Annotated in this window: 30 protein-coding genes and 1 pseudogene; 16 read left to right on the top strand and 15 right to left on the bottom strand. The window is 68.3% G+C overall.

Annotated elements, in window-relative coordinates:
• Positions 1-127: 127 nt before the first annotated feature.
• On the bottom strand, positions 128-949 hold the full coding sequence (locus AW270_RS24960) for a helix-turn-helix transcriptional regulator (RefSeq protein ID WP_061298415.1): 822 nt from the start codon (positions 947-949) through the stop codon (positions 128-130).
• 133 nt (positions 950-1082) lie between these two features.
• Here AW270_RS24960 and AW270_RS24955 point away from each other — a divergent pair, with 133 nt between their 5' ends.
• Positions 1083-1550 (top strand): VOC family protein, encoded by a 468-nt coding sequence (locus AW270_RS24955; protein ID WP_169807375.1) that lies wholly within the window; start codon positions 1083-1085, stop codon positions 1548-1550.
• A 51-nt stretch (positions 1551-1601) separates the two neighbouring features.
• Here AW270_RS24955 and AW270_RS39025 read toward each other — a convergent pair whose 3' ends face one another.
• Genes AW270_RS39025 through AW270_RS24950 form a run of 3 tightly spaced genes read right to left on the bottom strand, consistent with a single transcriptional unit; the run spans position 1602 to position 2652 of the window.
• The gene (locus AW270_RS39025; RefSeq protein ID WP_157522557.1) at positions 1602-1781 is read right to left on the bottom strand and encodes a hypothetical protein; all 180 of its coding nucleotides are present in this window, start codon (positions 1779-1781) and stop codon (positions 1602-1604) included.
• 24 nt (positions 1782-1805) lie between these two features.
• Positions 1806-1940: a hypothetical protein gene (locus tag AW270_RS41870; RefSeq protein ID WP_275477773.1), complete on the bottom strand. Its 135-nt coding sequence runs from the start codon at positions 1938-1940 to the stop codon at positions 1806-1808.
• A gap of 4 nt (positions 1941-1944) precedes the next feature.
• Entirely contained in the window at positions 1945-2652 is a 708-nt protein-coding gene (locus AW270_RS24950) for a methyltransferase domain-containing protein (RefSeq protein WP_061298003.1), read from the bottom strand.
• A 28-nt stretch (positions 2653-2680) separates the two neighbouring features.
• On the opposite strand from AW270_RS24950, the gene AW270_RS24945 reads away from it, so the two are divergent.
• The 3 genes from AW270_RS24945 (at position 2681) to AW270_RS24935 (ending at position 5974) form a co-directional block, all read left to right on the top strand.
• Positions 2681-3058 (top strand): helix-turn-helix domain-containing protein, encoded by a 378-nt coding sequence (locus AW270_RS24945; protein ID WP_061298001.1) that lies wholly within the window; start codon positions 2681-2683, stop codon positions 3056-3058.
• A gap of 689 nt (positions 3059-3747) precedes the next feature.
• Positions 3748-4251 (top strand): hypothetical protein, encoded by a 504-nt coding sequence (locus tag AW270_RS24940; protein WP_157522554.1) that lies wholly within the window; start codon positions 3748-3750, stop codon positions 4249-4251.
• A gap of 1237 nt (positions 4252-5488) precedes the next feature.
• Positions 5489-5974, top strand: a complete 486-nt coding sequence (locus AW270_RS24935; RefSeq protein WP_061297997.1) for a winged helix-turn-helix transcriptional regulator — start codon at positions 5489-5491, stop codon at positions 5972-5974.
• On the opposite strand, the gene AW270_RS24930 is transcribed toward AW270_RS24935, so the two are convergent.
• Positions 5932-7611: an MBL fold metallo-hydrolase gene (locus AW270_RS24930; protein WP_169807374.1), complete on the bottom strand. Its 1680-nt coding sequence runs from the start codon at positions 7609-7611 to the stop codon at positions 5932-5934. The two genes, AW270_RS24935 and AW270_RS24930, sit on opposite strands and share 43 nt — an antisense overlap.
• Positions 7612-8445: 834 nt before the next feature.
• Between AW270_RS24930 and AW270_RS24925 the strand changes: the two genes are divergently transcribed.
• The gene (locus AW270_RS24925) at positions 8446-9624 is read left to right on the top strand and encodes a cytochrome P450 (protein ID WP_061297992.1); all 1179 of its coding nucleotides are present in this window, start codon (positions 8446-8448) and stop codon (positions 9622-9624) included.
• Here AW270_RS24925 and AW270_RS24920 read toward each other — a convergent pair.
• On the bottom strand, positions 9584-10339 hold the full coding sequence (locus AW270_RS24920) for a helix-turn-helix transcriptional regulator (RefSeq protein ID WP_061297990.1): 756 nt from the start codon (positions 10337-10339) through the stop codon (positions 9584-9586). The genes AW270_RS24925 and AW270_RS24920 overlap by 41 nt on opposite strands.
• Positions 10340-11030: 691 nt before the next feature.
• Here AW270_RS24920 and AW270_RS24910 point away from each other — a divergent pair.
• Positions 11031-11219 carry a hypothetical protein gene (locus AW270_RS24910; protein ID WP_061297986.1) on the top strand — a complete coding sequence of 63 codons (189 nt, stop codon included), beginning with the start codon at positions 11031-11033 and terminating at the stop codon, positions 11217-11219.
• 3 nt (positions 11220-11222) lie between these two features.
• Here AW270_RS24910 and AW270_RS24905 read toward each other — a convergent pair whose 3' ends face one another.
• From AW270_RS24905 to AW270_RS24895, 4 genes are all read right to left on the bottom strand, one after another.
• Positions 11223-12128 carry a hypothetical protein gene (locus tag AW270_RS24905; RefSeq protein ID WP_061297985.1) on the bottom strand — a complete coding sequence of 302 codons (906 nt, stop codon included), beginning with the start codon at positions 12126-12128 and terminating at the stop codon, positions 11223-11225.
• Positions 12129-12342: 214 nt separating this feature from the next.
• Complete coding sequence (locus AW270_RS41865; protein ID WP_275477772.1) at positions 12343-12471, bottom strand: hypothetical protein; 129 nt, start codon at positions 12469-12471, stop codon at positions 12343-12345.
• Positions 12472-12877: 406 nt separating this feature from the next.
• Positions 12878-13846: a hypothetical protein gene (locus AW270_RS39020; protein WP_061297983.1), complete on the bottom strand. Its 969-nt coding sequence runs from the start codon at positions 13844-13846 to the stop codon at positions 12878-12880.
• A gap of 202 nt (positions 13847-14048) precedes the next feature.
• On the bottom strand, positions 14049-14297 hold the full coding sequence (locus AW270_RS24895) for a hypothetical protein (protein ID WP_061297981.1): 249 nt from the start codon (positions 14295-14297) through the stop codon (positions 14049-14051).
• Between the two features lie 883 nt (positions 14298-15180).
• On the opposite strand from AW270_RS24895, the gene AW270_RS24890 reads away from it, so the two are divergent.
• The 8 genes from AW270_RS24890 (at position 15181) to AW270_RS39010 (ending at position 22380) form a co-directional block, all read left to right on the top strand.
• Positions 15181-16680, top strand: coding sequence for a DNRLRE domain-containing protein (locus AW270_RS24890; protein WP_061297980.1), 1500 nt, complete (start codon positions 15181-15183; stop codon positions 16678-16680).
• Positions 16677-17273: an Ig-like domain-containing domain gene (locus tag AW270_RS24885; protein WP_061297978.1), complete on the top strand. Its 597-nt coding sequence runs from the start codon at positions 16677-16679 to the stop codon at positions 17271-17273. Before AW270_RS24890 ends, AW270_RS24885 begins: the two co-directional genes overlap by 4 nt.
• Positions 17270-17467 carry a hypothetical protein gene (locus AW270_RS24880; protein WP_061297976.1) on the top strand — a complete coding sequence of 66 codons (198 nt, stop codon included), beginning with the start codon at positions 17270-17272 and terminating at the stop codon, positions 17465-17467. Before AW270_RS24885 ends, AW270_RS24880 begins: the two co-directional genes overlap by 4 nt.
• A 152-nt stretch (positions 17468-17619) precedes the next feature.
• Positions 17620-17763: a hypothetical protein gene (locus AW270_RS39015; protein ID WP_157522551.1), complete on the top strand. Its 144-nt coding sequence runs from the start codon at positions 17620-17622 to the stop codon at positions 17761-17763.
• A complete protein-coding gene (locus AW270_RS24875; protein ID WP_061297974.1) occupies positions 17760-18017 on the top strand; it encodes a hypothetical protein in 258 nt (85 codons plus the stop codon). Before AW270_RS39015 ends, AW270_RS24875 begins: the two co-directional genes overlap by 4 nt.
• A gap of 1183 nt (positions 18018-19200) precedes the next feature.
• Positions 19201-20073, top strand: a complete 873-nt coding sequence (locus tag AW270_RS24870) for a hypothetical protein (RefSeq protein WP_061297972.1) — start codon at positions 19201-19203, stop codon at positions 20071-20073.
• 31 nt (positions 20074-20104) lie between these two features.
• Positions 20105-21625 (top strand): hypothetical protein, encoded by a 1521-nt coding sequence (locus tag AW270_RS24865; protein WP_061297970.1) that lies wholly within the window; start codon positions 20105-20107, stop codon positions 21623-21625.
• Between the two features lie 455 nt (positions 21626-22080).
• The gene (locus AW270_RS39010; RefSeq protein ID WP_245674843.1) at positions 22081-22380 is read left to right on the top strand and encodes an ADP-ribosylglycohydrolase family protein; all 300 of its coding nucleotides are present in this window, start codon (positions 22081-22083) and stop codon (positions 22378-22380) included.
• A gap of 123 nt (positions 22381-22503) precedes the next feature.
• Here the strand turns inward: AW270_RS39010 and AW270_RS24860 are convergent, their stop codons facing one another.
• Complete coding sequence (locus tag AW270_RS24860; RefSeq protein WP_061297968.1) at positions 22504-22908, bottom strand: SigE family RNA polymerase sigma factor; 405 nt, start codon at positions 22906-22908, stop codon at positions 22504-22506.
• A gap of 63 nt (positions 22909-22971) precedes the next feature.
• Positions 22972-23214, bottom strand: a complete 243-nt coding sequence (locus tag AW270_RS24855) for a hypothetical protein (protein ID WP_157522545.1) — start codon at positions 23212-23214, stop codon at positions 22972-22974.
• A gap of 169 nt (positions 23215-23383) precedes the next feature.
• On the opposite strand from AW270_RS24855, the gene AW270_RS24850 reads away from it, so the two are divergent.
• On the top strand, positions 23384-23848 hold the full coding sequence (locus AW270_RS24850; protein WP_061297964.1) for a YxiH-YxzG fusion protein: 465 nt from the start codon (positions 23384-23386) through the stop codon (positions 23846-23848).
• Here AW270_RS24850 and AW270_RS41405 read toward each other — a convergent pair.
• The gene (locus tag AW270_RS41405) at positions 23829-23996 is read right to left on the bottom strand and encodes an ATP-binding domain-containing protein (protein ID WP_369409002.1); all 168 of its coding nucleotides are present in this window, start codon (positions 23994-23996) and stop codon (positions 23829-23831) included. The two genes, AW270_RS24850 and AW270_RS41405, sit on opposite strands and share 20 nt — an antisense overlap.
• Before the next feature lie 214 nt (positions 23997-24210).
• On the opposite strand from AW270_RS41405, the gene AW270_RS39005 reads away from it, so the two are divergent.
• Positions 24211-24351, top strand: a complete 141-nt coding sequence (locus AW270_RS39005; RefSeq protein WP_157522542.1) for a hypothetical protein — start codon at positions 24211-24213, stop codon at positions 24349-24351.
• Between the two features lie 25 nt (positions 24352-24376).
• On the opposite strand, the gene AW270_RS24845 is transcribed toward AW270_RS39005, so the two are convergent.
• Both AW270_RS24845 and AW270_RS37975 read right to left on the bottom strand, forming a co-directional pair.
• The gene (locus AW270_RS24845) at positions 24377-25048 is read right to left on the bottom strand and encodes a hypothetical protein (RefSeq protein WP_157522539.1); all 672 of its coding nucleotides are present in this window, start codon (positions 25046-25048) and stop codon (positions 24377-24379) included.
• Positions 25049-25395: 347 nt separating this feature from the next.
• Positions 25396-25859: pseudogene (locus tag AW270_RS37975) on the bottom strand (IS5 family transposase); the annotation flags it as partial.

The following is a 25859-nucleotide window of genomic DNA, read 5'->3' as shown; positions in this document are numbered from 1 at the left end:
GTTCCGTGGCCGACACCATTCCGTCTCGGCCGGTGTCGTCGCATCGGTGAAAATTGCGTAGATTCGCCGTGCAGGCGGATGGCGCAGGCGGTCGGGTGTCAGCGCGCCGGGGCCAGAGGGTGAGCCGCTATGACGCGGTGTGCTCCAGACCGGCCAGCCGGTCCAGCTTCTCGCGGGCGTCCGTGCCCGGACGGGGCGTCAGGACGACGAGCCGGAGGTCAGTGGTCTGGGTGGTCAGGACGGAGGTGTCCAGGGGAATCGCGCCCACGTCGGGGTGGACGGCCGTCTTGTGGGCACTCTCGTGGACGGCCACGTCCCCCAGCGCCCACAGGCGGCGGAAGCGGTCGTTTCCGGCCAGCCGGGAGATCAGCGCCGCCACGTCGGGGTCATCCGGATAGCGGGCGCCGGTGGCGCGCAGGTCGGCCACCAGAGACTGCTCGAAGTACGCGCGCTCGGCGTCGGTCTGCCGGACCCGGGGGTTGCGGGACTCGAACTGGACGATCATCGCATTGCGGTCGTCGGCGCTCGCGCCGGCAGGATCACCGAAGGTCGCCGCGAACAACCGGTTCCAATGCAGGAGCCGCCACGCGGCGTCGTAGACGGCTAGTGGCGTGCCGTCGAGCTGGTCGATGACACGATGCAGACTGCCGGGGATGAGACCGGGAATCCGGCCCGGGTTCGCGGCCAGGCCGGCCAGGCGCATCAGATGCGCCTCCTCGTCGTCCGACAGTCGTAACGCGCGGGCCAGGGAGGCGCAGACCTGCGCGGACGGCGTCGCGGCCCGGCCCTGTTCCAGGCGCGCCACGTACTCGACGGAGATCCCGGCCAGCGTCGCCAGTTCGCCGCGCCGCAGACCGGCCACACGGCGCGGCGAGGCGTCCGCGAGATCGATCGCGGCCGGGTCCATGCGGTCCCGCCACGCCCGCAGAACGGCGCCGAGTTCGTTCATGGACCACATGATCCATCATCGTTCACCGGCGTACCACGGTGTCCTTCGCCGGTCACCCGAACAGGGTGGTACCCGTGATACGCGGAAAACGTGTGCCTTTCACCCGCGCGGATCGTCCATGCATAGTCGGATCATGAACAGAGTGACCAGGATGAACCACATCGGGGTACCGGTCAGTGATCTCGCGCGATCCGTGAAGTGGTACGAGGACGTCCTCGGCATCGCGCCGAACGGCGTCACGATCGCGGCCGCGAATCCGGCGCTCGGCGCGGTCGTGGAGGTCGAGAACCCGTCGATGCGGGCGTCGTTCCTCCTGGCCGGCGACAACGTCCTGCTGGAACTCATCCAGTACGACAGCCCGAGACCGATGCCCTTCGCGGGCCGCAACTGCGACGTCGGGGTCATGCACCTCTGCTTCGAGGTCGACGACCTCGACGCGGCCCACCGCGACCTGCTGGAGCGAGGTGTGCACGTCAACGCGGACCCGGCGCTGCTGCGGGACGGCGAGGGCGTGGAGGCGGGAGCGCTGGCCGGGACGAAGATCCTCTACCTGCGGGATCCCGACGGAATCCAGCTGGAACTGTTCGAGTTTCCCTCCTAGAAGTCGCGGCACGGGAAGGCGCCGTGCGTCCGGCGGCGCAGCGGGCCCGCCTCATGCTCGCCGACCTCCTCTGACGCCATCCTGCCGGCCGTCGTCGTCGCCGCACCGGCTGAGCGCGACGAGCCCGGTGAGGAAGGCGGCCACCCGGATCAGAAACTGGAGTGGAGCAGAATGGCCGCTTACACCCGTGCCCAACTGCTCGCGGTCGAAGTAGGCGAGCTCGTCGAACACGAGACCGGCCCGCTCGGCACCTGATCACCGTCGGGGGATCGGCTGCCAGGACACCGCCGACAACCCCCTGCTGGTCGCGCACATCCGGCGGGTCGCCTCGGTCTGCACGGCGCGTCGGTCCTGGCCGAGACCGGTGCCCACGTGAAGTCGGCGTCGCATGGGCTCATGCGATCACCTGGGCCGTGGTGACGAAAACGGGGACGGCCAGGAACAGGCGGCCCTCCGCCGCCCTCCGGCGCTGGTCGTCGCGCCAGGCGGTGATCTCCTCGCCCTCCTGCCCTTTGGCCAGGTTCAACACCGCCGGCAGGCCCTCGGGGCCGGTGAAGACGGTGCCGAGGAGCTCGGTGGCGACGTCGGTGAATCCGGCTTCGCGCAGCAGGTGGTGGGTCTTGCGGGCGGCCCTCGGGTCGGGGATCTGGTCGGCGCGGGCGGGCACGACGCGGCGGGTGACCTCGGGCATGTCGGAGTCGACGGCGAACAGGTCCCAGTCGTGGCCGGCCACGACCAGCCGTCCGCCGGGGCGGAGCACCCGCCGGGCCTCGGCCAGCGCCCTCGGGGCGTCGAGGGTGTGGAGCACTCGTTCGGCGCGGTAGCCGTCGAGGCTCGCGTCGGGGAAGGGGAGGGCATGGGCGTCGGCGACGCGGAAGCGGGCGTCGGGGTAGCGGGTGCGGGCTACGGCGATCGTGGCCGGGTCGTGGTCGACGCCGATGGCGCGGGCGCCCAGTTCGTGGACCGCCCGGCCGCCGCCGCAGCCGACGTCGACGATCCTCGCGGCCCGCTCCAGTGGCTCGTAGGTGCGCCGCCGCACGCGGATCGCGTCGGGGTGTTTCTCTATCTCGTCCAGGAGGGCGATGACCTCGGTGTTCGACATGCCGGACATCCTGCGACTTAATGTCGGCATGAAGTCAAGCGTGGCGATCGGGACGCTGGCCGGGGAGTTCGGGCTGGCCACCCACGTGTTGCGGCACTGGGAGTCGGAAGGGCTGCTGCGGCCGGCGCGGGACTCCGGCGGGCGGCGGCGGTACGGCGACGACGACCGGTTCCGGGTGGCGGTCATCGTCCGGGCACGGCAGGCGGGGTTGTCGTTGCCGGACATCCGGGCGCTCTTCGCGGCGCCGCCCGACCGGAAGGCGATCATCAAGCGGCACCAGGACGACCTCAAGCGGCGGATCGCCGAGATCCAGGCCACGGTCGACTTCCTGGAGGGCGGCCTGCGCTGCACGCACGACGATTTCACCACCTGTCCGGCCTTCCGGAAGACCCTTTTTCCGACCTGACGCCCCTCACCCGGCCCCCTCCAGCGCACGTCGCGGTCAGAGGATCGCAAGTCCTGCCACGACGATGACGACCACCACGGTCGTCAGGAACGCGTGCGTCGGGGAATTCACAAACAGGAAAGGATCGGTCGATAGCGGGCAGCGCATTATCGTTTTCCGTCCGAGATTGGTCCTTCTGCCTTCCCCTCCGCCTTGCCGTCTGCGCTGTCCCGGCTCGGCGAGAGCGGCCCGCGCGCACCTCGCACGCATGGACATAATTGGCGGGCGGGGGGAGTGCCCATGCCGAGTTCGTCGGCTTCCCGGCCGACTACCGCTGGTTGGTTTGCGTGGGGAGCGGGTGGACGGGATCGGCGCGTTGGGGCAGGTGGCCGCGATGGAGGTCAAGGTGTCCTTCTCCTGCGTGTCGGCGGCCAGGCCCCAGCGGCGTTTCACTGCGGCCCATTCGGCGATGTAGCGGCAGCGGACCTGTTCGATCGGGTGCCATTCGGCGGGGTCGCGATCGGCTTTTGCCGGTTGGAGCGGACGGTGACCGCGACCAGGTGCTCGGCGGCGTCCAGGCCGTTGGCGGCCGGCGCCCAAGCACGTCATTGACCAACTCCAGGACGACACCAATCCCCGCGGACCCCGGACGCGCACCCCGCACGGTGATCATGAGCAGCGGAAACATCATCTGCCGAAAGGTCGCCGTCATGCGTTCACTGATCATGGCCGGGGTGCTCGTCCTCGCCGCCGGACTGTCCGCCACCCCCGCCGCCCCTGCCACCGCCGCAGCTGAGGTTACCATCACCTGCCACGGCGGAAGCTTCAACGCGAAACTGAACCCCGGCGTCACCTTCAAGAGGGCGACCTCTCAGATCACGGGCAACGGCGAGCTGGGCGTCTGCTCCTCCGAGCAGAACAAGAAGATCACCGGCGGCGTGTTCCGGATCGTGGCGTCCGGCACGGGTAACTGCCTCGGCCCGCTGACCGCAGGTCACGGAAGACTCCAGATCGCCTGGAACGACGGCACCACGACCGAGGCACCCCAGGCCTCCATCCGCATTGAGACCAACAGGTTCTCCATCGAAGCCGGCAACATGCGCCTCTCAGGACGGGCGACCACTTCGCCGATCGAGCTCGGTACGCAGTGCCTCACATCCGGTTTCACCTCCTACACCGGCGCCGTCGACATCTTCACGCTCGGGGCGAACTGACCCCTGATGCCAGCGGGTAGGCGGACCTTGCTCGCCTGGAGCCCGGATCTGGCGCCGATGATTTCGCGGAAATCGCCGAACGCAGCAGGCCCCCGCCCCGGTGGGGGACCTGCTGACGAGGAAGGCGAATACGACACATAGGTGTCCAAGTTCTCGCCCCACGCCGTCGAGATCCGCACCCCCGGCCAGGTCCGTGCAGCCCGGTGACGATGAAGTGATGCGGACGCCTGTCCCGTTGCAACACGGACGCGACGAGCTCTCATCAAGCCTGGGCATGGCAGGGTGCCGGACGGCGATGCCGACGGGATCACGCGGCAGAGCGCTGGTGCCCTCTTCCTCCACGTACGTCCAGGTCAGAGACGAGAAGGTCGAGAGGTTACGCAGGAGGCGCTCGGGTGTACCTCTACGGACGATGCTCGGCACTCCCGCCGGGCCCGTCGGGGGACGGAGCCCACGATGGCAAGACCATGGGAGAACGTCCTGGAGTGCGACCCGTTTCGCGCATGCCGGAGCCTGCTGGTGTGGTCGGACGCGTTCGACACCCGTCAGCGGGGCGTTCCCAGGGAGATGTTGCCGCTCGCCGCGACCCGGACCGTGTCCGATGACCGGGTGCTGGTGATGTTCGTCGGGGATGTCCGGTTCTGGTGCATGCTGCACGAGGTCGAGTTCCCGCTGAGCGAAAGCCAGCACCTCGAGACGGAGTGGGCGCAGGACACCGTCTTGCTCACGCAGTGCTGGCACGGGGAGCTGGGTGTTCCGGCAGCGCAGGGGGAGCGTCCCGATGAATGGCACCCAGCCCCGGACGCACGTCCCTGCCGGGACGGTCTGCCCATCGGGAGCGAGCCCGGGCAGGTGCACAGAGCCTCAGAGGTGTTGACCTCTTCGGAGCAAGACGGCGGAGCAGGGGGGATCTCCGAACGCTCCTTCGCGCGGGGCAGGCCTGCTCGACCTCGACGGCCGCCGGTCATCACCGACCAACAGCGCTGTCTTCGCTGGTCAGAATCACTCGCTCGCCACTACCCAGGACCCTCCCAGGACCAGGGCGCGGCGGCGCTTCCATTGGGCTCCCGCCCGGTCTTCGTCCTGATCGTGCTGACCCGGGCGGCACCTGGTACTGGAGCCGCCCGGACTGATTGCCGCTCCTCTTCTGCTGCTCGCGGGCTGCGTCGTGCTGGAGGGTCGCGCTACTCAGCGTCCAGTCATCACTTGCGTGATGCAATGGACTTAGAATGCAGGCATGTTGCCGCGCACATACGAAGGCCAGGTCTGTTCGATCGCCCGCACGCTCGAAGTGGTCGGCGAGCGCTGGACGCTGCTCATCGTGCGCGACGCGCTGCGTGGCACGCGCCGGTTCGAGGACTTCCGGGCGAACCTCGGCATCGCCCACAACATCCTCTCCGACCGGCTCGGCAAGCTCTGTGAGGCCGCCATCCTGGAACGACGGCTCTACCAGACCCGGCCCGATCGGTACGAATACCACGTGACCCCGGCCGGCCTCGAACTCTGGCCGGTCATCATGTCGTTCCTGCTGTGGGGCGACCGGCACCGGGCTCCCGACGGCCCGCCGCTGCTGGTCAGGCACCGGGGCTGCGGCGGGTCGCTCCAGCCCGGGCTCACCTGCGCCCGTTGCGGCCGTTCGCTCGGACCGTACGACTGCGACATGGAGCCCGGCCCCGGAGCTCAGCCCGCGGGCGTCAGCGTCAGCCCGGCCAGCCCGGCGTAGTAGGCGAACTTGAACGGATCGAGGAACTGGTTCCGTTCGACGAGCGCCAGCAGCAGCCGCTGCCGCAGTGAGGCGAGCGCCGGCTCGGACGGGTGCCGGAGCAGCCCGTTCTCGACGATCTTCAGCGCGAGGGCGGCCTCACCGCGGTCCCAGAGCTTCTCGCCCGTTGTGGTGAAGGCGTCCGGGGCGCCGCCGCCCAGCAGGTCGAGCGCGACAGCCCACTCGGCGGCGGAGAAGTGCTCCACGCCTTCGCCGTCGGCCTGCCAGTAGCCCGTGGCCTGGTGGTGCACCCGCTGGACGAAGCCGTCGCGCATCACCAGGTAGGGGTTGATCGCCGCGGGGTGGTCGCGCAGCACCTCGGGCAGGTGATCGGCGTCGAGCAGGTCGACGAGCGGGCGCCCCTCCGCGACCCCCGCCAGGACGACGGTGTGCAGCTCACGCAGCGCGGCCGACAGACCGGGGAGGGCCTCGATCGTGAAGTTGTCCGTCAACCCGGTGTGCCCGTGGATCAGCAGACCCGGCCGCAGGTCACCAACGGTCTCGATGGCCTCGAAGAGGCCCTCGGCCGAGCCCTCGGCGAAGAACGGCGCCCCGAGATAGGGCATGCACATGTCCCCCACGAACACCACGCCCGAGCCGGGCAGATGGACGACCAACCCGTCGGCGCTCTCGCCGCCGCTGATCGGGATGAGCCCGAACTCGACCCCGCCGACGGTCAGCGTCTCGGCTGAGCCGACCAGCCGGTCGGGCACGGCCCGCAGGCGGTGGTCCCGGCCGTGCGGCAGGAGATAGGGGAACGGCGGCGGGCTCGCCGCCTGCGTCGCGAGCTCCTCGGGGAAGCGGGCCTGGGCGATGACCTGGACGCCGTCGCCGGTGAGCGCGTCGAGGCCGCCCACGTGGTCGAAGTGCGCGTGGGTCAGGAGCACGTGCGTGATCGGCCGGTCGGTGACGGCGCGCAGGTCCCGCAGGGCGGCCTCCACGTGGCGGGGGTCGCTGCCCGCGTCGATCGCCACGACGCCCTCGCCGGTGACGACGAACCCGAAGTCGGCGAAGTCGTACCCCTGGGCGACGTGCACTCCGGGGGCCTTCTCCACCAGACGGGGCGGCCCGAAGCGGATTCCGTGGTCGGCGTCGGCCACGTAGTCGGTGACCAGCGCGACGTCGCGGTCGTGCCCGACCCGCAGACGCGCGTCGAGAGCGTCCTTCGGCCGGCCGGCGCACTCGTAGGCGCGGGCCAGCGCCCACTGGACGGCGTGCAGGAAACCGTGCGGGAACTGCTCGCGTACCGCCAGCACGAATTCGAGGTCGGCGATCGCGGTGTCGGCCCGGCCTGCGCACCCGGGAAGGGCCGCCAGCGTGGTGCCCCGGAAGTAGTGGGGCAGTCCGAGCTCACGTTCGGCCGCGGCGTCGAGGTCGGCGAGCGCCTCTTTGGTCGGCCCGTCGACCCGGGCCCTGAAGACGCCGGTGAGGCTCTGGAGCAGCGCCGACCCGGGCCGCTCCACGCTGAGCGCCGAGAAGTGCTCCAGTCCCTCCCGGTCTCTCCGCTCAGACAGGAGCTGGACGGCCAGCAGCGCCACCAGGCGGTCGGGCACCCCAGGCCACCTGGTGGCGCGGAGTAGTGCGGAGCTCGGTTTCACGAGGCTCTCCTCGAAGTCGATAGCGTGATGCAAGTAACTCTAGACGTGAACGATTGCATCACACAATCCACCTAGTCGCGTGCCGCTCTCCCGGCCTGCACCCTGCGGACGACCCATTCGCCGAGACCCGCCGGGAACAGATGGCCAGGCCGTGTAGGTGCGCGGCTCCAGCGGTGAGGTGAGGAGCAAGCGGCGGGCCTACTTGAGCGAGCGCCCCCCGTCGCAGGCCACGCGAGAATGTGGAGAGCACCAACGCGTCGGCCGCCGTCCCTCACATTTGCCCCTGGTTGTGGGGATCGGGACTACTCATGGCGCCGTCGCCCTCCACCTGAGTGGCGAGGCCCGCTGATCGAACTCGGCGACATCCGGCCTGGGCTGCGCACGGAAGGCCGCTTCGGTCGACCGTGCTACTTCGATGCCCGTCTATTTGATAGTGCCGAGGTCGGCGAGGGGTGCCGCCACCAAATACCGCTGCGGCAGACACTGTTGTCTGGAAGCGGTCTACCTGACAGCGCGCAACTGCACTTGATAGCGTGGCTCGCTCTTGCGGGCGTGGACAGGGAAATCGTCAGGAGTTCGGCTGTTCTGCCATTGTTTGTGGGGTCTCGAAGGCCTGCGCCACGGCCGGATCGTTCTGCCGTCACAGGTTGAGACATACGTCGTCGCTCTTACCGCTCCTGCGGTAGGACGGCGTCGAGGCGCCCGGGCTCCGAACAATTCGATCGGGGTTTATGAGATCGCGTACGGAGCTCCAAGTCACGCGTGGAGGTCATGGGCGTTCTTACGCAATTCTCCGCATATCGCGCCCGCCGCAGCGTGTTTACCGTCATCCTCATGGACGCCCCCGACATCCTGTCGCCCGAGTTCGCCGCCGACCCCTATCCGCATTACGCGGTGCTGCGTGACCACTTTCCCCTCCTGTGGCACGAGGCGACCCAGACGTATCTGGTCTCCCGATACGAAGACGTCGCCAAGGCACTCAAGGAAGCGGGCAACCGCAACTACGAATGGCAGCTCGAACCCGTGCACGGCCGCACCATCATCCAGATGGACGGCCGCGAGCACGCGACCAAACGGGCCCTGGTGACGCCGTCGTTCCGGGGCCGCGAACTCGCGACGAAGTTCGTCCCGGTCATCGAGAGGACCGCCGCCGGGCTGATCGAACCGCTGTCGGGCGTCGACGACCTCGTCTCCCGGTTCTCCACCCGCTATCCGGTCGGCGTGATCGTCGGCATGCTCGGCCTGCCGCCGCAGGACGAGCACCTGTTCCAGCGGTGGTACACCTCGGTCGTCGCCTTCATCTCCAACCTGGCCCAGGACCCGGCGGTCATCGAGGCCGGCGCGCGGACGCGGGAGGAACTGGCGGCGTACATGATCCCGATCGTCGAGGCCCGCCGGGCCGACCCCGGCGACGACCTGCTCTCCACGTTGTGCACCGCCGAGATCGACGGTGTGCGGATGACCAGCGAGGAGATCAAGGCGTTCGTCAGCATGCTGCTCGCCGCCGGCGGCGAGACCACCGACAAGGCCATCACCTGCCTGGTCCGCAACCTGCTCACCCACCCCGACCAGCTCGCCGCCGTGCGGAGCGACCCCGAACTGCTCGACCGGGCGTTCGCCGAGACCCTGCGGCACGACTCGGTGGTCCAGATGGTGATGCGCCAGCCCGAGACCGACCTCGAACTCTCCGGCGGCACCGTCCCGGCCGGTGGCACCGTGACCTGCCTGATCGCTTCGGCCAACCGCGACCCGTCCCGCTTCACCGACCCCGACGCCTTCGACCTGTTCCGCCCCGACCTCGACATGACCCGCGCCTACACCGCCGGCGCCAACCACACCGCCTTCGCCCTCGGCCGGCACTTCTGCGTGGGCGCCCAGCTCGCCCGGGCCGAGGTACGGATCGGGGTGACCATGCTGCTCGACCGCTTCCCCGGCCTGCGGCTGATGGAGGAGCCGCACGACGCCGGCGTGTTCACCCGAGCCCCGGAGAAGTTGCTCCTGGCGTTCGAATGAGCCCGAGCCGCTGGGCGCGGACGACGGCGGCGAGCCGGTCGGACGCGCCCAGCCTCCGGTAGAGCCGCTCCTGGTGCTTGTCGACGGTCCTGACGGAGATGCCCAGCCGATGCGCGATGGCGGTCGCGCCCAGCCCCTCGGCCATGAGGTTCAGCACGACCGTCTGACGCGGCGTGAGTCCCGCCTCCTGAGCCGCCTCCGGCAGCGCCCGCGCGTGCCGGTCGGCGGCGACCAGGAAGGGCTGCACCCGCGCGGCCACCGCGAGTTCCCGATCGGAGAAGCCGTCCCGCTCCCGCTGGATCGAAAGGCCGCGGAAGGGCCTGGCCTGGAGCGGAATGGCGATCACGCTGGTCGTTCCGAAGACCTCACGCATCCGGGCCGCCACCGGATGCCCCCGCCACTGTCGCGGCGGCACCAGATCACTGATCCGCAGCGGCTCGGGCGACTCGGTGACGGCGTAGTGGACCGACAGCGGATGCCGCTTGACGATCACCGGATCGAGCCCGCTGCCCTGGCGCAGGTCGGCGGGGTCGATGTCGAGCAGCACCGACCGGCCCGAGGTGTAGTCGATGGCGGCCCGGGTGAAGACGTCGGCGCCGAAGAGCGACCCGACGAACTCCCGCGCGATGAACGGCCAGACCGCCGAAGGGTCGCCGATCTCGAAGGCACCGGCGGCAAGGGCGATGATGCGCTCGTAATCCCGGGCGGACACCATGCCGTCAGTGAAACATGGAGGCGCCTTTTTCTCATAACGCGATAAATCATTATGGGAATCGGCGCTCATTATCATCCGCATCCATGAGGGCCTTAATACAGATGATTTCCGCACGCCCTATAGGGGAGCTGGGCGAAGCGCTCCACGTCGCCGCAGGACAGTTCGGTGTCGGCGGTCGCGTAGGTGAAGCTGCCCGACGGCGAGGCGGTGGCCGCCAACCTCGCCGCACCTGGCCTGCTGCTGGTGCCGTCTGCGGTAGGCCGGGTCGAACGTCGATCGACGGCGGTCGCAGCCCGGGGAAGTTGTGGCGGCGGTGCCAGATTGCGCACGGAAGTCTGCGCCGGTCGACCACCGGCTTTCAATATCCGTCTATTTGATTGCGCCCAGGTCAGCGAGGGGTGCCGCTATCAAGTACCGCCGCGCCAGACAGTTGTTGTCCGGCGCGCCTCTACCTGTCAGTACGCACACATGCTTATCAGTGAAGTTGACAGTAGCCCCCTCCGTACCCGGGCGTCGGCTTCGTCTCGGCCCCCAACCTGTCGTGGCGGCACGTCCAGGCGTTCTCCGACATCATCCAGGTCAGAGAGCGGATCACCTGTTCCTTCCTCTGCATGGACCGAACAATGGCGAAGCGAGAATCTCGCTCAAGGACCTCCAGGCCGATCCTTGGCAGGTATTCCTCGCCACTCACATGGACGGCCGGCCCTACGACGGCAGGGTCACCAAGGTGGTTCCCTTCGGCGTCTTCGTCTGGATCGCCGACGGGGTCGAAGGGCTGTTGCTCGAGACGTCACACGAGATCGGCGACCGGCTCACGGTCTGGGCCGCCGGGTCGAGCCCGGCAGACGCCGCGCACTCCTTACCCGCGAGAGCCCGCTGACGGCTACACCCCTAATTCGCGTCTCACCCTGAGGTAGGTGCGCCGGGGCAGGACCGATGCCGAGCCCCACGGTAGCCATTCCGGGATGCGCATCGGCAGGTCGGTCATGATGCGCCGGGCGCGGTCGTGGTCGCCGCCGTAGTAGAAGGCGGCCCCGAACAGGTGGCGGGCCTCGGTCGTCATCGGGTGGTCGTGCGGCGCGCTCATCCACCGGTCGGTGGTCTCGGCCAGTTCCTGCCGTACTTCGGCGCGGCTGAAATGGCTCTTCACGATCAGTTCGTGGTCGTGCTGTCCGTCGTCGGCCAGCATCCGGCGTTCGGCGATCTCGAAGTGGGCCAGGGGCAGCATCGCGACGACCGGGTTACCCGTCTCGGCCGTCAGGGCGGTCTCCTTGGCGAACGCGTAAGCCTCCTCGTTGGAGCCGCGCCACTTCTGGCACAGGGTTTGGAGACGGGCGTGGCGGCCCGCCCACAGCCCGGGATCCCTGGCTTCGGTCTCCGCCCAGAACCGGTCGAGTTCGGGGCGGGGCAGGCTCATGCCGAGCCCGAACCACTGGAGGCACTGCCACGGCACCGGGTCGTCCGGGACCAGGTCCGCGGCGGCGAACAGCGGATCGGCCGCCGTTTCCAGGACCTCGTGGAAACCCCGGAAGGCGTCTTCGGTGACGTACTTCGCGTAGCCGCCGCCTCTGATCTCCCATGCGAGGCTGACGCGGGCACTACCCAGCCAGAGCAGCGCGTCGGGGTCGTCGCCGAACTTGCCGGCCAGGACGTCGAGGTGTCTCCCGGCGGCCTCGCCGAGCCGCGAGATCCGCAGAGCCCGCAGATCGTTACGGCCACGCGCCTGCTTGATGAGCCTCAGGCCGAGGTCGAGATTGCCCTCGCTCACCCGCTCGAGCGCTTCGGTCAAGGGCGGGTCGTACCCTACCCCGACACCACTCCTGCGCTCGCTGCGGGACATCGCCCACCAGATCAATCTCCCCAATACCACCGCATATACATATCGTGAGACTGGCCAGGAGAACAGAACTCCTCGACCATCCGCCGCGACGGGACGCGAAGCGCTCGCCCTGAATCCCCGAGACCAACCCGGCCTCGCCCGCGCTATGGGCGGCGTTCGTCCATCACGGCAGGTAGGAGCCCTGCTTCCGGACGGTCTGGTCGGCCGCCTCCCGTTGCCGGGCGAGCTGGTCCTCCAGCTCGCTTGCATGGCCGGCAGCCTGCTGGCGGGTCAGCGCCAAGTCCTGCTCCATGGCGGTGACGCGCGCCTGGGCCAGGCCGATCTCCTCGGCGGTGGCCTGGCGGAGCTCGGCGAGCTGGCCGGCGTGCTCGGCGCGGTCGGTCTCGGCGCGTCGGCGTTCCCGGTCCAGGTCGGCGGTGAGCCGTTCGGTGACGGCCTCGGCGGTGGCGTTCGGCTAGGTCGGCCCGCCGTTTGTCCTCGGCGGCAGCGTGTGCGGCGTTTTCCGCGCGTTCCTCGGCCGAGGTGTCGCACGCGCGGGCGGCTCGGGCGCGCGCCGAGGCCGTCTCGGCGGCGTCCTCGGCCTCGCGGGTGGCGCGCAGCGCCTGCACGGTCTGCTGTTCCAGGCTGGCGTTGCGGGTCTAGCAGCAGCTGCCGTCGGTGGTCTCCCACAGCTCGGCGTGAGATTTTTCACGGAACTGTCAGTCGATATTTCCATGAGATGTCAGTGCGCTGGTCAGAGCTTGATCGCGATTCTCGCTTGATCTCGGTATTGCCGTCGAAGACGCGATCCCACAAGCTCTCGGCCCCTCCACACTTCCTTGCCGTCTCCTCCCGCGTAATGGATGTTGCAGAGTAGGCACGAGCGGCCCGTTTGACCGTTGTTCCTCCCATTGGGTGTCGGTGAGGTAGCCGGGGGCGGCTGCGGCCAGCAGTCCCAGCGGTAGGTTGGGGCCGCAGCCCAGGCGGCGTGCGTCCATGGCGGCGTGGATGAGGGCCTGGGTGGCGGGCGGTGGCTGATGGTAGCGGTCCATCAGGGTCGGCACTCCGGCCAGGTATTGGGTGATCTGGCCATCGCCGCCCCGGTCGGAGGCTTCCTTCAGGCGGGGGTCTGCGGCGGCGAGTTGGGTCAGGGTGGTTAGGTCGGCGGAGGTGAAGGCGTCGGGAACGGTGATGGCGTGCCCGTCCAGCAGTTCGCGGGCTTGAGCGTGCGGGTCTGAGCCGGCGCGGGTGGTCAGGGTGTCCCAGTAGGCGGGCCACAGGGTGGCCAGTACCAGGATCGGGCCTCGCTGAGGGTCGCGCAGCAGGTCGCGTAGCCCGGCAGCGACGCGTTCGCCCAAAGTCGGGTCGGTCAGGTAGAACTGGGCCTCGTTCAGCCACACCACCGTGTACGGGCCGATCCGTTCCAGGTCTGCCAGTGTCGCGTCGGGGCGGGTGGGGTCGATCGGGTGCCACAATCGCCACTGTTGAGGGAGCTCTCGCAGCGGGCGCAGCGCTTCCCAGCAGGCGCGGGTCTTGCCGGTGGAGGAGCCACCGACCAGCACCGCGATCCGGCTGGCGCCCGCAGCGGCTTGGGCTACCACCTTGTTGAGATGCCCGTCATGCTCGCGGGGCACGTACGCGGGGAGGGTCGGCAGACCGTCGGCCTCCGAGTTGATGGTGCGGTGCACCTCCAGGGCGAAGGGATCGTTGACCTCGTGCAGCGGCCAGCCCAGCTGGCCGTCCTGTGCGCGGGAATCCGTGTCGGGCAGGCGGTTGACCAGTTTGTTTGGCCAGGTGCTGGCGGGATTCCAGCAGCAGAGCGAGCATCACCTGCTGCTGGAGGTGACCTGAGTGGTGCCGGGCGTCCTGCCGTGCCAGGCTCAGCTGGATCTAGCCGACCGCGTGTTCCAAGTCGCGCAGGAGCGGGCGCAATCCCGCCACCTGATCGCCCAGGCCGGCGAACCCTGACAGTAACTCGCGCAGGAGTTGGTGCTGGCCGGTGGAGACGACTTCGCCGACCACGACGGCGGTCGCGTCGATCCGCTCCAGCATCAGCGTCAGCGTGAAGGCCAGCGCCTCAGCCTGACGATCCTGGGCGGCCAGCATCTGCTCGATCCGGTCGGCGAGCTCCTGTCGCACCTGCTCGGCGAAGACCTCCAGGTCGGCATCGTCATCCGCTTGCGGCCCGGCGGCGCGTCGAGGCCGGTCTCGTCGCCTGCGTCGCCCGGTGCCGGGTCTGCAGGGGAGCGTCTGCGGGTGCGGATCCGGGCGGCGTCCAAGGAGTCGCTGATGAGGGTGGCCAGCACATTGGCGCCGACCGAACCCACGACATGCAGTCCCGCCGCGGCCGCCAGCAGTCCCGGTTCGGCCAGCGCGACCGGGATCAGCGCACTGGCGCACAGCCCGGCGAGCATCGCCCGCGGGCTCGCCCACGCGACACCACGTCCAGCGGCCTCGCGGATCCACCGGCGTGCACCGTTCTGAGCGGCCTCGGAACCGGTCGGCGGCATCGACGACTCGTCCCCGTCTGGTCGGCTCACCTGCCCACTCCCGCTGTCCGGCCTGCTGCTCATGTCCGTGGAGCCCATCGGGCGTCTCGCCGTGACGGCACGCCTGTGGGCATATCGGTTTGCGGCGGCCGATCGTAACCGTCCTGTGTGAGGCGGGCGACGGCCATATCGTCCTCGTGTGAAGAGCAGGTGGCCCCACGGAAGCCCCAAGAGCGCAACGCGAGGGATCCTAGCCGTTGCCGATCGAGATCATCTGCCACTGCCACCTCCGATGACGCGCCCGAGAGGGGTCACGGAGAGCTAACTGACAGTGCAGGCCACAGCGTCGGCCACTGTCATCTTCGCTGACGAGATCGGTTTACCCATGCCAGCTTCGCTCCCTTGATGATCTTATGTGAAGATTCAACCTTTTTTGTAAGTTTTCGCATCAAGATGAAGTGAACTAGTACTTTGTCCAGATCGCATACCCGTCGCCTCGGCGTCATGGCCGCCTTCTTAGGCTGACCACCTCCTTGGCGGTTTCGCCGCCTCCAGCCGCAGCCGACCCCTCACCCGACGCCGCCTCAACGGCCGGCCATCCGCTGTTCAGCGCCCAGTCCGAGGCCAAGAAGCAGAACCAGCTCATCGAGATCCCCTCGCTGCGGTCGGAGACCACGACCACGTACGCGAACCCCGACGGCACAACGCTCCACACCGAGCTCCACACCACGCCGATCCGGATCCGGCAGGACGGACGGTGGCGCCCGATCGACACCACGCTGATGGAGGCCGACGGCGTCATCCGCCCGAAGGCGGCGAAGGGCGACCTCACGCTTTCGCCCGGCGGCGACACCGCCGTCCTGAAGACCGCCAGCGACGCGGGCGAGGTGTCCGTCCACGCGCCCCGTGACCTTCCCCGGCCCGAGCTGCGCGGCAGCACGGCCACCTATCGATCCGCGTACGGCAAGGGCCTCGACATGGTCGTCACCGCGACCCCCACGGGCTTCCGCCAGCAAGTGCTCATCCGGCAACGGCCCACCGGAAAGCTGACGTTGCGGTTCCCGGTCGGCCTGCCGCAGGGTCTGCGCTACGGCAAGGACACCGCCGGCGCGCCCGCCCTGCTGGCCGACGGCACGAAGAAGATCGCCCCCATCGCGCCGGCCCTGATGCTCGACGCGGCGGCGCTGGAGCGGCCCGAGTCTGGCCACAGCGCATCGGCGCCCGCCACGATCGACCAGGCCACCGGCACCCCGGTCCTGACGGTGACTCCGGACGCCGGATTCCTTGCCGACCCCGTGGTCACCTATCCGGTGACCCTCGCCGTTCCGGCGGAGGACTGGACCGGTACCGGGATCGACGGCGACACCTTCGTCAACAACTCGACGTACCCCAGCGGCGCCTCGAACGACAGCTTGGACCGCATCCTGGTCGGCAAGTCCAACAGCGGCAGCGTCACCTGGCGCGGGTACATCCGCTTCAACGTCAAGGACACCCCTCTTGAGGGCGGCGAGGTCGTCAACTCCGACCTGCGTCTGTGGAACTACCGCTCCAACCTCTGCCAGTCGGAGATCGGCTTCGGGATCGTCGCCCGGCGCGTCACCTCCTCCTGGGACATGTCCACTCTGACCTGGAGCAGGCAGCCGGCGGTGACCACGACCGGCCAGGTCGGCAACAAGGGCGCCTACACCGACGACTGCTCCCGCGGCGAAGGGGAAATGTGGTACTCCATCGAGCAGATGGTCCAGGACTGGATGGACGGCCAGCCCGACTACGGCGTGCAGCTCAGCTCCGCCAGTGAGTCGGAGGCCACCAACTGGCGCTGGTACCGCTCGTTGGAGTACGGCAACTACGAATCTGAGGACCAGCCGCGTGGCCCGGTCCTGATCGTCAACTACATCCCCGCCACCATCAAGCAGGACGTGGTGATCCCGAGCCTCATCGACGACCCGGACTCCGACGAGCCGCTGGCCTACGACAGCGCGGTGGCCAACCGGTTGGAGGTCGCCGCCGACACCCGGCTGTTGGCGAGGTGACGCTGGAAGAGGCGCAGGCGATGACCGAGCAGGCCATCGACACCTACGAGGTCGACCCCGCCGACCTGATCCTTCCGGAGGAGGAGCCCGAGGGGCCGGACGAGACCCCTCCGTCGGTCATCGAGACGAGTCCGTCCGCCGCCGCGCAGAACGTGGAGGTGGCCACGAGCGTCGTGGTGGTGTTCGACGAGGCGGTGACCGGGACGGTGGTGACCGTCAAGGACCCCGGCGGCGTGGTCGTAGCGGGGGAGACGGAGTCGACCGGCGAGGACATGGCCGCCGACTTCACCCTGGCCCAACCGCTGACGGCGGGCGCGACCTACACCGGAGCCCAGGACCTCGTCGGTAACGCCATGGCAGGCCCGTACTCCTGGTGGTTCACCATCGGAGGCGGCACGCCCACCCCGACCCCACGCCCACCCCCACGCCGAGTCCTAGCCTGTCTCCCTCTCCGTCTCCCTCCCCGACGCCCGTCGAGCGCACGGTCTCTCTGCCCCTGCAGACGGACCTGTGGCTCGACAACCAAGGGGCGGTCGCAACCGGTGACGCCTCGCTGTGGGCGGGCACCTATGGCGGCTTCTCCTTCCTGGTGACCGAGCGCTCCTACCTGAAGTTCGACACCTCGGTCCTGGCGGGGAAGACCATCACGGACGCGAAGCTGGAGGCGTGGAACAACGACGGCTACGGCTGTGGTGACAGCGCGGAGCTGGGCGTGAGCGATGAGCTGAGCCTGCCCGAGCTCCAGGCCCGCTGCCTGGCCCTGGGGAGAGGCTCAGCGGATCCCTAGTACCACCCGAATGGCTGCGCTCTCCCCGCCACGTCTTCAAGATCGTCGACCCGCTGCCCGACGCGATCGTCCCGCCCGCCTACCTCAACCCCCGGGCGCCCTTCCTGGACGAACCGGAGATAGCCCGCAGCCTTGCCGACCCCTCACCCGCGATGGCACCGGTCGTCAACCGGCAGATCGCGACCACCGTCATCTCGATCGCCGGAATCGAAGACCCGATCGCGGGCGAGGTCCTGCGCCTGCTCGACACCGGCGAACGCTTCCCGGGGGAGCGCCAAGAACTGAAGACCGGTTGATCCAGGAGTCCGACGTTGCCATCGACCAGGCGAATTCGCTCGGCGGCGGCCCTGAGGCTGACCGGGTGAAGCTGACCGCTGACGCCCTGGCCATCCTGCACGGGATCCTGTGGCCCGAGCCTGCTGAGGCGGCGAGCGCGGTCTCGATGCAGGTCGCCAGCATGAAGGTGCCGAACAGAATCGACTTTATGCGCCTGATCGTGCTGCGTAACGTCAGCGAGCACATCATGCGCGCACGGCGCGCTGATCGTTAGGAGAAACTCCGCCACGAGAGGCCAGCGACCCCCTCCCCGGTCATACCGGCTCCATCCAGAAGGTGGGCTGCTCTCTGGCCGCCGCCTGCTCGCCACCGCCAGCAGTGACAAGACGGTGCAGTTGTGGGACATAGGCGCCAGAGCCGAGCGAGCCGGCCTTGCGATTGGGCGTTGCAGAATGATTCGGGCCTACCTAAGCCCGGTTTTCCAAAGACGGCGGGAGCGGCGGGCGGGAGAATGCCCATGCCGAGTTCGTCGGTTTCCCGGCCGGTTCCGCTGATCGGCCAGCGCGGCGGGTGAACGCGGATCGGCGCGTTGGGCAGGTTGCGGCGATGGAGGCCAGGCGTTTTGATTTGCTCTCGCACACCAAACTGCCATCTTCATTGAGAAGTGATTGGGCTCCGTCTCAGGTAACTCATCAGCTGGCAGGCTGGATACTCAACCGTTGACATGATCATCGAGACGGTATCTGAGCGAGATCGTCCAATCCCATCACGCAATTCCAACGCGACCTCCATAAATCTCAGCCAGGATGTCAGCTTCCTGGTCAGAGGTTCGCAGTGCTCCGCTGATAACTGAGACGGACACTTCACGGCACCTGACCAGGGGCGACTCGGGACTTCGCCGGCGGCCTTATAGCTGAGAGGCATGGGCAGAGCAGCTGCGCTCCCGAGCCCGTTGCAGACGGTCACGATAGCCTCTCCGCCGGCCGTGAGTCAGCGCCGCCCGCAGCTTGGCGAAGCGTCGATGACGGGAAGGAGGGCGCGCAGCAGCTAGGCCAATCCGGTGGGAAGCCGGCGGCCGGTGTGGAGGATGTGTGAGGGCGTGATGACGGCCAGGATCGTAGGGGGTCATGCCCTCGACGTTCGGCCGGTGGTTGTGTTCGGTGCATCCGGTGTGACGAAGTCGGGCGAATTGGCTGGTCATGGGCATGCCTGCGGCTAAGCTCAACCAGCCTATCAAGATCAATAACGATTCATCGTGACGCAGTCAGACGTTTTGTTACACCGAATCTGCGACAGAGTCGTTCAACGGATAGACCCCAACCATCCAGGGCACGGACTGCGCGCTTGGGTAACACTGGCAGGTCTTCTGGCGCTCTGGTGGGATTCTGCTGACGTGCTTGCGCGCATACCCGTAGAAGTGTGTCCCGTTTTGTGGGGGACCGACGAGAAGGTGTGCGATGAGTGCACGGCTGGAGATCGCCGATGGGTCACCCACGTGGTATCTCAGCGACTCGATCTGGGTAGTTCCCGGCGCTGACCCGAACGGGCCCCTCGGATTGCCTGTGGTCGGTGAGAAGAACTACCTGTGGGCAAAGGTAACAAACACTGGAGACTCGGGTACGGACGATGTTGTCGTCTACTTCTGGTGGGCGGTTCCAGCGACCGTCATGCGGTACGGGAACTTGAAGCCCGTCGGCATGAGCAAGGTCGCCCTCGAACCCGGCGAGTCGCGAGAAGTGCTCTGCGTCTCCCCGTGGAGGCCGGAGTACCTCAACAGCGGGCACCTATGCTTGCTAGCTCTGGCTTATAGCCCGAGCGACGACGACACGTGGTTCCCTGAGGGGCACCTTCACGTGCGGTACGACCATCGGCTCGCGCAGCGAAACATCCAGTTGCTCAAACCCAAGCGGGGCCACATGGTCTACATCCGCATCCTGGTGAGCAATCCACACGACGACCGTGACATCGTCACCGCAGTGCGACTGCGCCGCATTGCTCTCGAGGACGTGTTCACCCAACAGCTTGGCAAGGCATGGCCGTCGCACGACCTGGACGGAGTCGCCGCTGGTCTGGCGACAGGTGAGGTGCTTGCCGACGATCTGCCCGACGTGGTGTGCACCGGCGAGTGGGACGGCATACCTCCCGGAGATCTCCCCGAGGTACGCCGGGTAACCCTGGCACCCGGACAGCGCTACATGGCTGTTGCGGTCTTTGCCATGCCCGAGTACGCGCGGCCTGGCCAGGGCGCCGGCTTCCTCATCGAGCAGTGGGGCGACGAACAGGAAGAGATGGGCGGCTGCGCCATCGTAGTCGTCCCCGAATCAGAATGAGCATCCCGTCGGAGAAGGAGGCCGGACAGTCATGTCCGTCAAGATTCCGTACCGCCCAGCCGCTGTGAACCCTGCGACGGGCATGATGAACGTCGACGGCATCTTCGTCGTCAACATGGGCCAGCAGGCGGTACGGGCTGGGATCCTCAACACAGAAACCACCGCATTGCGAGATGTACGCATCTACATCGAGGGTTTCTCCGATCCCGGCATCAGTCAGCTCGGAGACGTACGCACCTTCGACGAAGTGCCCCCGGGGGCGGAAATCGGTGCAGGACTACGTGCCGACTTCACCCATGCGACGCCTGGCGAGACCGATGTCAGCTTCATCATCGAGTCCCAGGGGCAGCCCTTCACCCGCGTCATCAAGAAAATCTTCGTCACGCGCATCGACTTCGACAAGGCAACCAAGACCTACTCTGCGGTTACCCCCCAAGGCACGATGCGGATGGTCATGCATCGGGCCATCGTGGGGCCGGACGACTACCAGGACCCCAAGTCCGAGGAAGAGCCGAAACCCCCGTACTTCGTCATTCCGGTCGATCTCACCTACGAATGGGTGCCCGCCGTCCCCTATGAGGGGGAACGCGGGCCATACCCGTTCGAAGACCCTCTGTGGAAGATCGTGCTCGGCATTGTGGCGGCACTCATCGCGGCCGGGGCGGCCCTGTACGACTACTTCTCCGACGGCACTCTGGACGGTGGCCTGGTCTCGGTCTCCGGGACGTTCCAGGAGACCGACCCTAGCGTCAAGTGCTGCACAAAGGTGGAGACCAAACCTGCAACGGGGACCACCCAGGACCACGTCGCAAAGGGGCTCTACGGCGCAGCCGGCGCGGTCGCCACCATTGCCGTCGCCTCCGACGGCGAGGACCCGCACTACCGGGGACAGGCTGCGACGATCCCGCCGCCCGGAGAGCGCACGATCGCGGAGTCAGTGCGCCTGCGCTACGACTACCTCGAGCCGCCGAATCCCGGGCAACCCTTCCAGATCTTGGGGGCATGGGATTACACCCGGACCACCGACGGCGGCGTCTACACCTACTCCGTCTCGGAGCAGCGGGAGAACACGCACGTGGCCGCCGATCGGGTTGTCGACGTGCCCGACGTCTTTGATCGTCAAAACGGACCTCTGATGGTCCGGGCACAGTTCACCCGGCCCGGCGGTATGCCCTACCAGGGAGGAGAACTCTACGTCCTCGGCGTGATCACGTCCCCGGACGGCAAGTCCTTCCCGTTCGAAATGCAGGACAACGGCATGCTCGACGACTCCGCGCCCGGTGACGGCTGGTACTGCGGCCTGGCCGGATACGGGGGCCTGGACGGCGGACCCTACGGCAGCGTGCCGCACGACGGCAAGGAGTGGCCCAGCGCGCAAGCAGGCGACTGGCTCCTGTTCGTGATAGCCCAGGACGTCAACCTCGCCCGCGAGGGTATGTCACCCCACGAGGCGGCCCAGTACATCGGCGGCTTGCCCATCACCGACCAGCTTCGCCTGCAGTTCAACGATAAGTGCGTCCTCGTAGCCGACAAGGTGGTGACGATCATCTGATCTGCCGATCGTAGTCATGGAACCTGCGGAGCGCGTCGGGCTCGCCGGCGACCTGCGGATCGGCGCGCGGTTGGCCTTGTTTTCGGAGCCGACAAGACGCCAGACCTGCCTTGACCCGGTGATGGCCAGGCGGGTCTTGCTCGACGCACGCAGAAGTCGTTACGGAGCGCTACCTGACAGTGTGCAGGTCACAGCGTCGACCACTGTCATCTTCGCTGGCGCCAGACATTTGTTGTCTGGCGTGCCTAGTTGATAGCGCGGAGCTGCAGTTGATAGTGAAATGAGACTACTGCGGGTGCTATTTGATAGTAGGCCTGGTGCGGGGCCTTGGGTAGTGGCGTCCGCGTGAGTCTGACCTGCGGAGAGAGTGTTGTGCTGTGACGGTCGGCCGGCCGTCGAGGTCTAGGTCGAGCGGGCCTGCGCTGCGCGGAGCGTTCAGAGATCAGCGCCCCGCTTTGACGTCTTGCTCCGAAGACGTCAACTCGCTGATCTTCAGTTCGGTCGCGGGTCGGCGGCGAGGTGGTCCTGGAGGTCGGCGTGCCGGAATCACCCGCCTGGCCGTCGGCGGCGACACCGACACGGTCGCGGCGGTGACGGGCGGCCTGGCCGGCGCCGTGTACGGCCTGCCCGCCATCCCCGGCCGCTGGACGTCGCCCCTCCACGTGCCACTACCGGGAGGCGGCGGCCGGGTGCTCCGCCTGCCGGACCTGCTGGAACTGGCCGGCAGGCTGGACTCGGGCCGCGCGGGCCGGTGAAGCTCGCGTCGGTGCGCGGCTTGAGCGCCACCTTCTCGGTCATCCGCTGCGCGTGACGACTTTCGTGGAATCATGCCGCCGGCCGTCGGCCACCTCAGCCAGGCGTCACCCCCGTTGAGCGGGTCACCAGGGACTCCGGTGATCCAGTACGCGCGCTGTCTGTTCACCACGGATGCCGATTCGCGGTCTGGCCCTCTTCCACCGGCGGGTCCTCGCCGGCCTCTTCGCGTTGCCCTGTGAGCATCGCAACGTCGTGGCGGTCTCCTCGTGGCCGCCCAGGAGGCTCACCCTGCGGGCCCAGGACGAGCGGCGTTCGGCCAGGTAGGCGTTGACCAGGACGGTGCGCGCGTAGCCGTCGGGGTTCTCGACCGCCCGTACCCGATGCCAGTTCGGGTAGAGCCTCGTGACGGCGACGTGTAACGGTTCGTCGGCGCGGTGCCAGTCGCCGTACAGCAGGAACGCGACCTGGCGTAACCACGACGACTTGGCCGACACGTAGCCGGTGAACTCGGCATCGTGCCCGGGCATCCGGCCCCTCCCGGTCACCGATCTGAGGCGCCGGACAGATCTTCGGCTGCACGGCCGCGCCGACTAATCTCCCGTCTCGTGAAAGATCTCGCGCTCCGGCGCCACGCCGAGCTGGTCCCGCCGGTCCCCGACGTCGAGATGGTCGCGGCGGTGCCCGGGCCCGACGGTGAGATGGTCGTCGACTGGGCCGCCAAGCCCGACGCCGATGCGATGGCGGGGCGGGTCGTCGCGCCCAGCGGGGTGTCGTTCCCGGTCGCCCAGATCGGCGCGGCCGGCACGGTGCACGTCGCCACCTACCGGCCTCACCTGGTGTCCTCGGTGACCATCGCCGGGCACGGGCTCGCCTACCTCCTCGCTCAGCCGATGCCCGACGGCGGTGTCCTGCTCGTGGGGGCGCGGTGCCGGCTCCGCGACGGGCGGGCCGAGGCCAACGCGGCCGTCTACGACGCCGATGGCGGGCTGTGGCTGAGGGGGGGTGCTGGGGGACGGGATCGAGCACGTCCAGACCACGCCGTCGGGGGAGATTTGGGTCGGCTACTTCGACGAGGGCATCGGCGGCAACTTCGGCTGGGGTGGACCTCGCGGCCCGGAGCCCATCGGCGCTTCGGGGCTGGTCCGGTTCTCGGCGGGGCTGGAGCGGGTGTGGACGTTTCCGGAGGACCCGCCGTACGGCGGGATCTCCGACTGCTACGCCCTCAACGTCGCCGGCGAAGACGCGTGGGCCTGCTACTACATGGACTTCCCGGTCGTCCGGGTGAGCGGTGACGAGGTCACCGCATGGGAGAACACGGTGGAGGACGCCAGAGCGCTTGTGGTCGCGGACGGCCGCGCCACCGTTGTCGGCGTCCATCCCGCCCTCACGGGCGCCCGTGTCACGGGGCGGGGCGCCGAGCTTCATGTCGTCGCCGGGACGGAGTGGCTCAAGGCCGGGGGTCTGTGACCACGAACAGGCGCTTCGTGGCGCGGGTCATGGCCACGTACAGGTCGCGCAGGCCCGACTCGCGGTTGGCCTCGATGGCGGCCGGGTCGACCACGACGACGGTGTCGAATTCCAGGCCGCGCGCCTCGGTGACGTCGACCGTGCCCACGCCCGCACGCCGATGACGCCGATCAGCTCGTCCGGGTGGGCCCGCCTGATCTCCTCGACGATGTCGAGCGTGGTCTCTCGTGGGGGTTCGCCGTGGCGGATCGCAGGCGAAACTCAAGCCCCTTGCAACCGGTGCCTCCTCCAATAGACCGCAGACGGGATCCCACCGATCCACCAAGTACTTTCCTGGTGCTTGAACTTCCTGAGGAGGAACCATGCACGCCGGCTACCTGGCCCACCTGGCCGACGAGCAGCGAACGCGGCGCGCCCGTTTCGCCCGCCACCTGAACGACCACGTCCCCGCCAACCGCCGGACCACCCCCGAGAAGGGGACTGAGCCTGAATCCACCGCGTGATTGGCGGCTCCCGCCGTTGCCCCGGTCACTGCTCACGCGTGGCGGCGAGACGGGCGAGCGGTGCCATGAGCGTCTCGTAGTCGATGTCCTTCTTGATCAGCGCCCCGATCCGTTGAGCTTCTGCGGTTGGCGGTAACCACCCGACCAGGAGCGGGGCGAGCATCGCCCGCCTTCCCCAAAGATCGGCCGCCGAGCCGGACCGATGAGGGTTCCGCACGATCGCGACATTGACCCGGATGGCATGCTCGTTCCCCGGCGGCACCCCCTCACGGTCGGTTTCCGCCGCCGAGAATCGAAACCCGTGGGCCAGGTCACATGGGCCGCATCCGGCCGGCCCCCGGCCCGGCGGCGACCCGCACTCCGGGCATGGCAGCCGATCCATCGCGGCGTCGACGACCCGCCAGTCGTGGCACTGCGGCTCGTCGAGGACCATCTCGGCGAGGGTCAGCTCATCGGGCGAGCCGTATTCGGCCGAGAACGCGCGCCAGGCCGATTCGACGACCTCGTCGACGAGCGCCAGGCAGTCCACACAGTCAGGCGCCCCGCTGTACGTTTCCAGACGCTGCCCTACGAGGCCGTACGCGACATTCTGGCCGACTGCCAAGCGGCGCTCGTGCTGGTCGTGCTCGAGTGCTGCTACGCGGGCCGGGCCGACGTGCGGGCCGGTCAGGTCGCCGACACGCTGGCCGGACGGCAAGGGCACTTCGTGGTGGCGGCGGTGGGCCACGCGATGACGGCCTGGGCTCGGCCGGGCGAGCGGCACACCACGTTCACCGGCGAACTGATCCGGCTGCTCACCGAAGGCGACAAGCGGGCGCCCCGGCGCCTGGACGTGCACGACCTCTTCCAGTGGCTCACCGAGCGCATGCGCGAGAAGGAGCTGCCAGTCCCGGTGAGCAAGGTGGCGGGCTGCCCACCAGGCAGCCGGTGTACTCGCTCGCCCTGCGCCTCGGCGGCCGGGTGGCCGCCACCACGAACTAGGGCCTGTACGGACTTCGGATCTTCATCCGGGCTGAAGGCTTCGGATCCACAGAAGGGCACCGCTAGATGGAGCCCGGCCAAATAGCTGCCAGGAGTTTTATCGGAGCGGAAGGCCAGGCCTCGCCATTGTTTGATCTGGTTGATGCAGCGTTCGGCGGTGTTGCGCTGCTGGTAGAGGATGGGGTCGTGGCTGATGGGGCGGCCGCCGAGTGAGCCGCGGTTCTTGCGATGGACGGCTTGGTCCTTCTTCTCCGGGATGACGGCTTTGATGCCGCGCTCACGCAGGTGGGCGCGGTTGCCGCGCGAGGAGTAGGCCCTGTCGGCGGCTACCGCCCCGGGTCGGGTGCGTGGACGGCCGATCGGAACTCGAACCTTGATCTTTGACAGCACTGCACGGAACTGCGGGCTGTCCCCGGCCTGACCTGGAGTGAGAACGAAGGACAGCGGCCGGCACCGCCGATCGGCCGACAGGTGGACTTTGCTGGTCAGCCCACCCCGTGAGCGTCCCAGCGCGGCAAGCTTCAGCC

It is taken from the genome of Herbidospora cretacea, from assembly GCF_001570605.1.
Lineage (GTDB): Bacteria > Actinomycetota > Actinomycetes > Streptosporangiales > Streptosporangiaceae > Herbidospora > Herbidospora cretacea.
The sequence above is the reverse complement of the archived record's forward strand: the minus strand, read 5'-3'. Positions and strand labels throughout refer to the sequence as shown.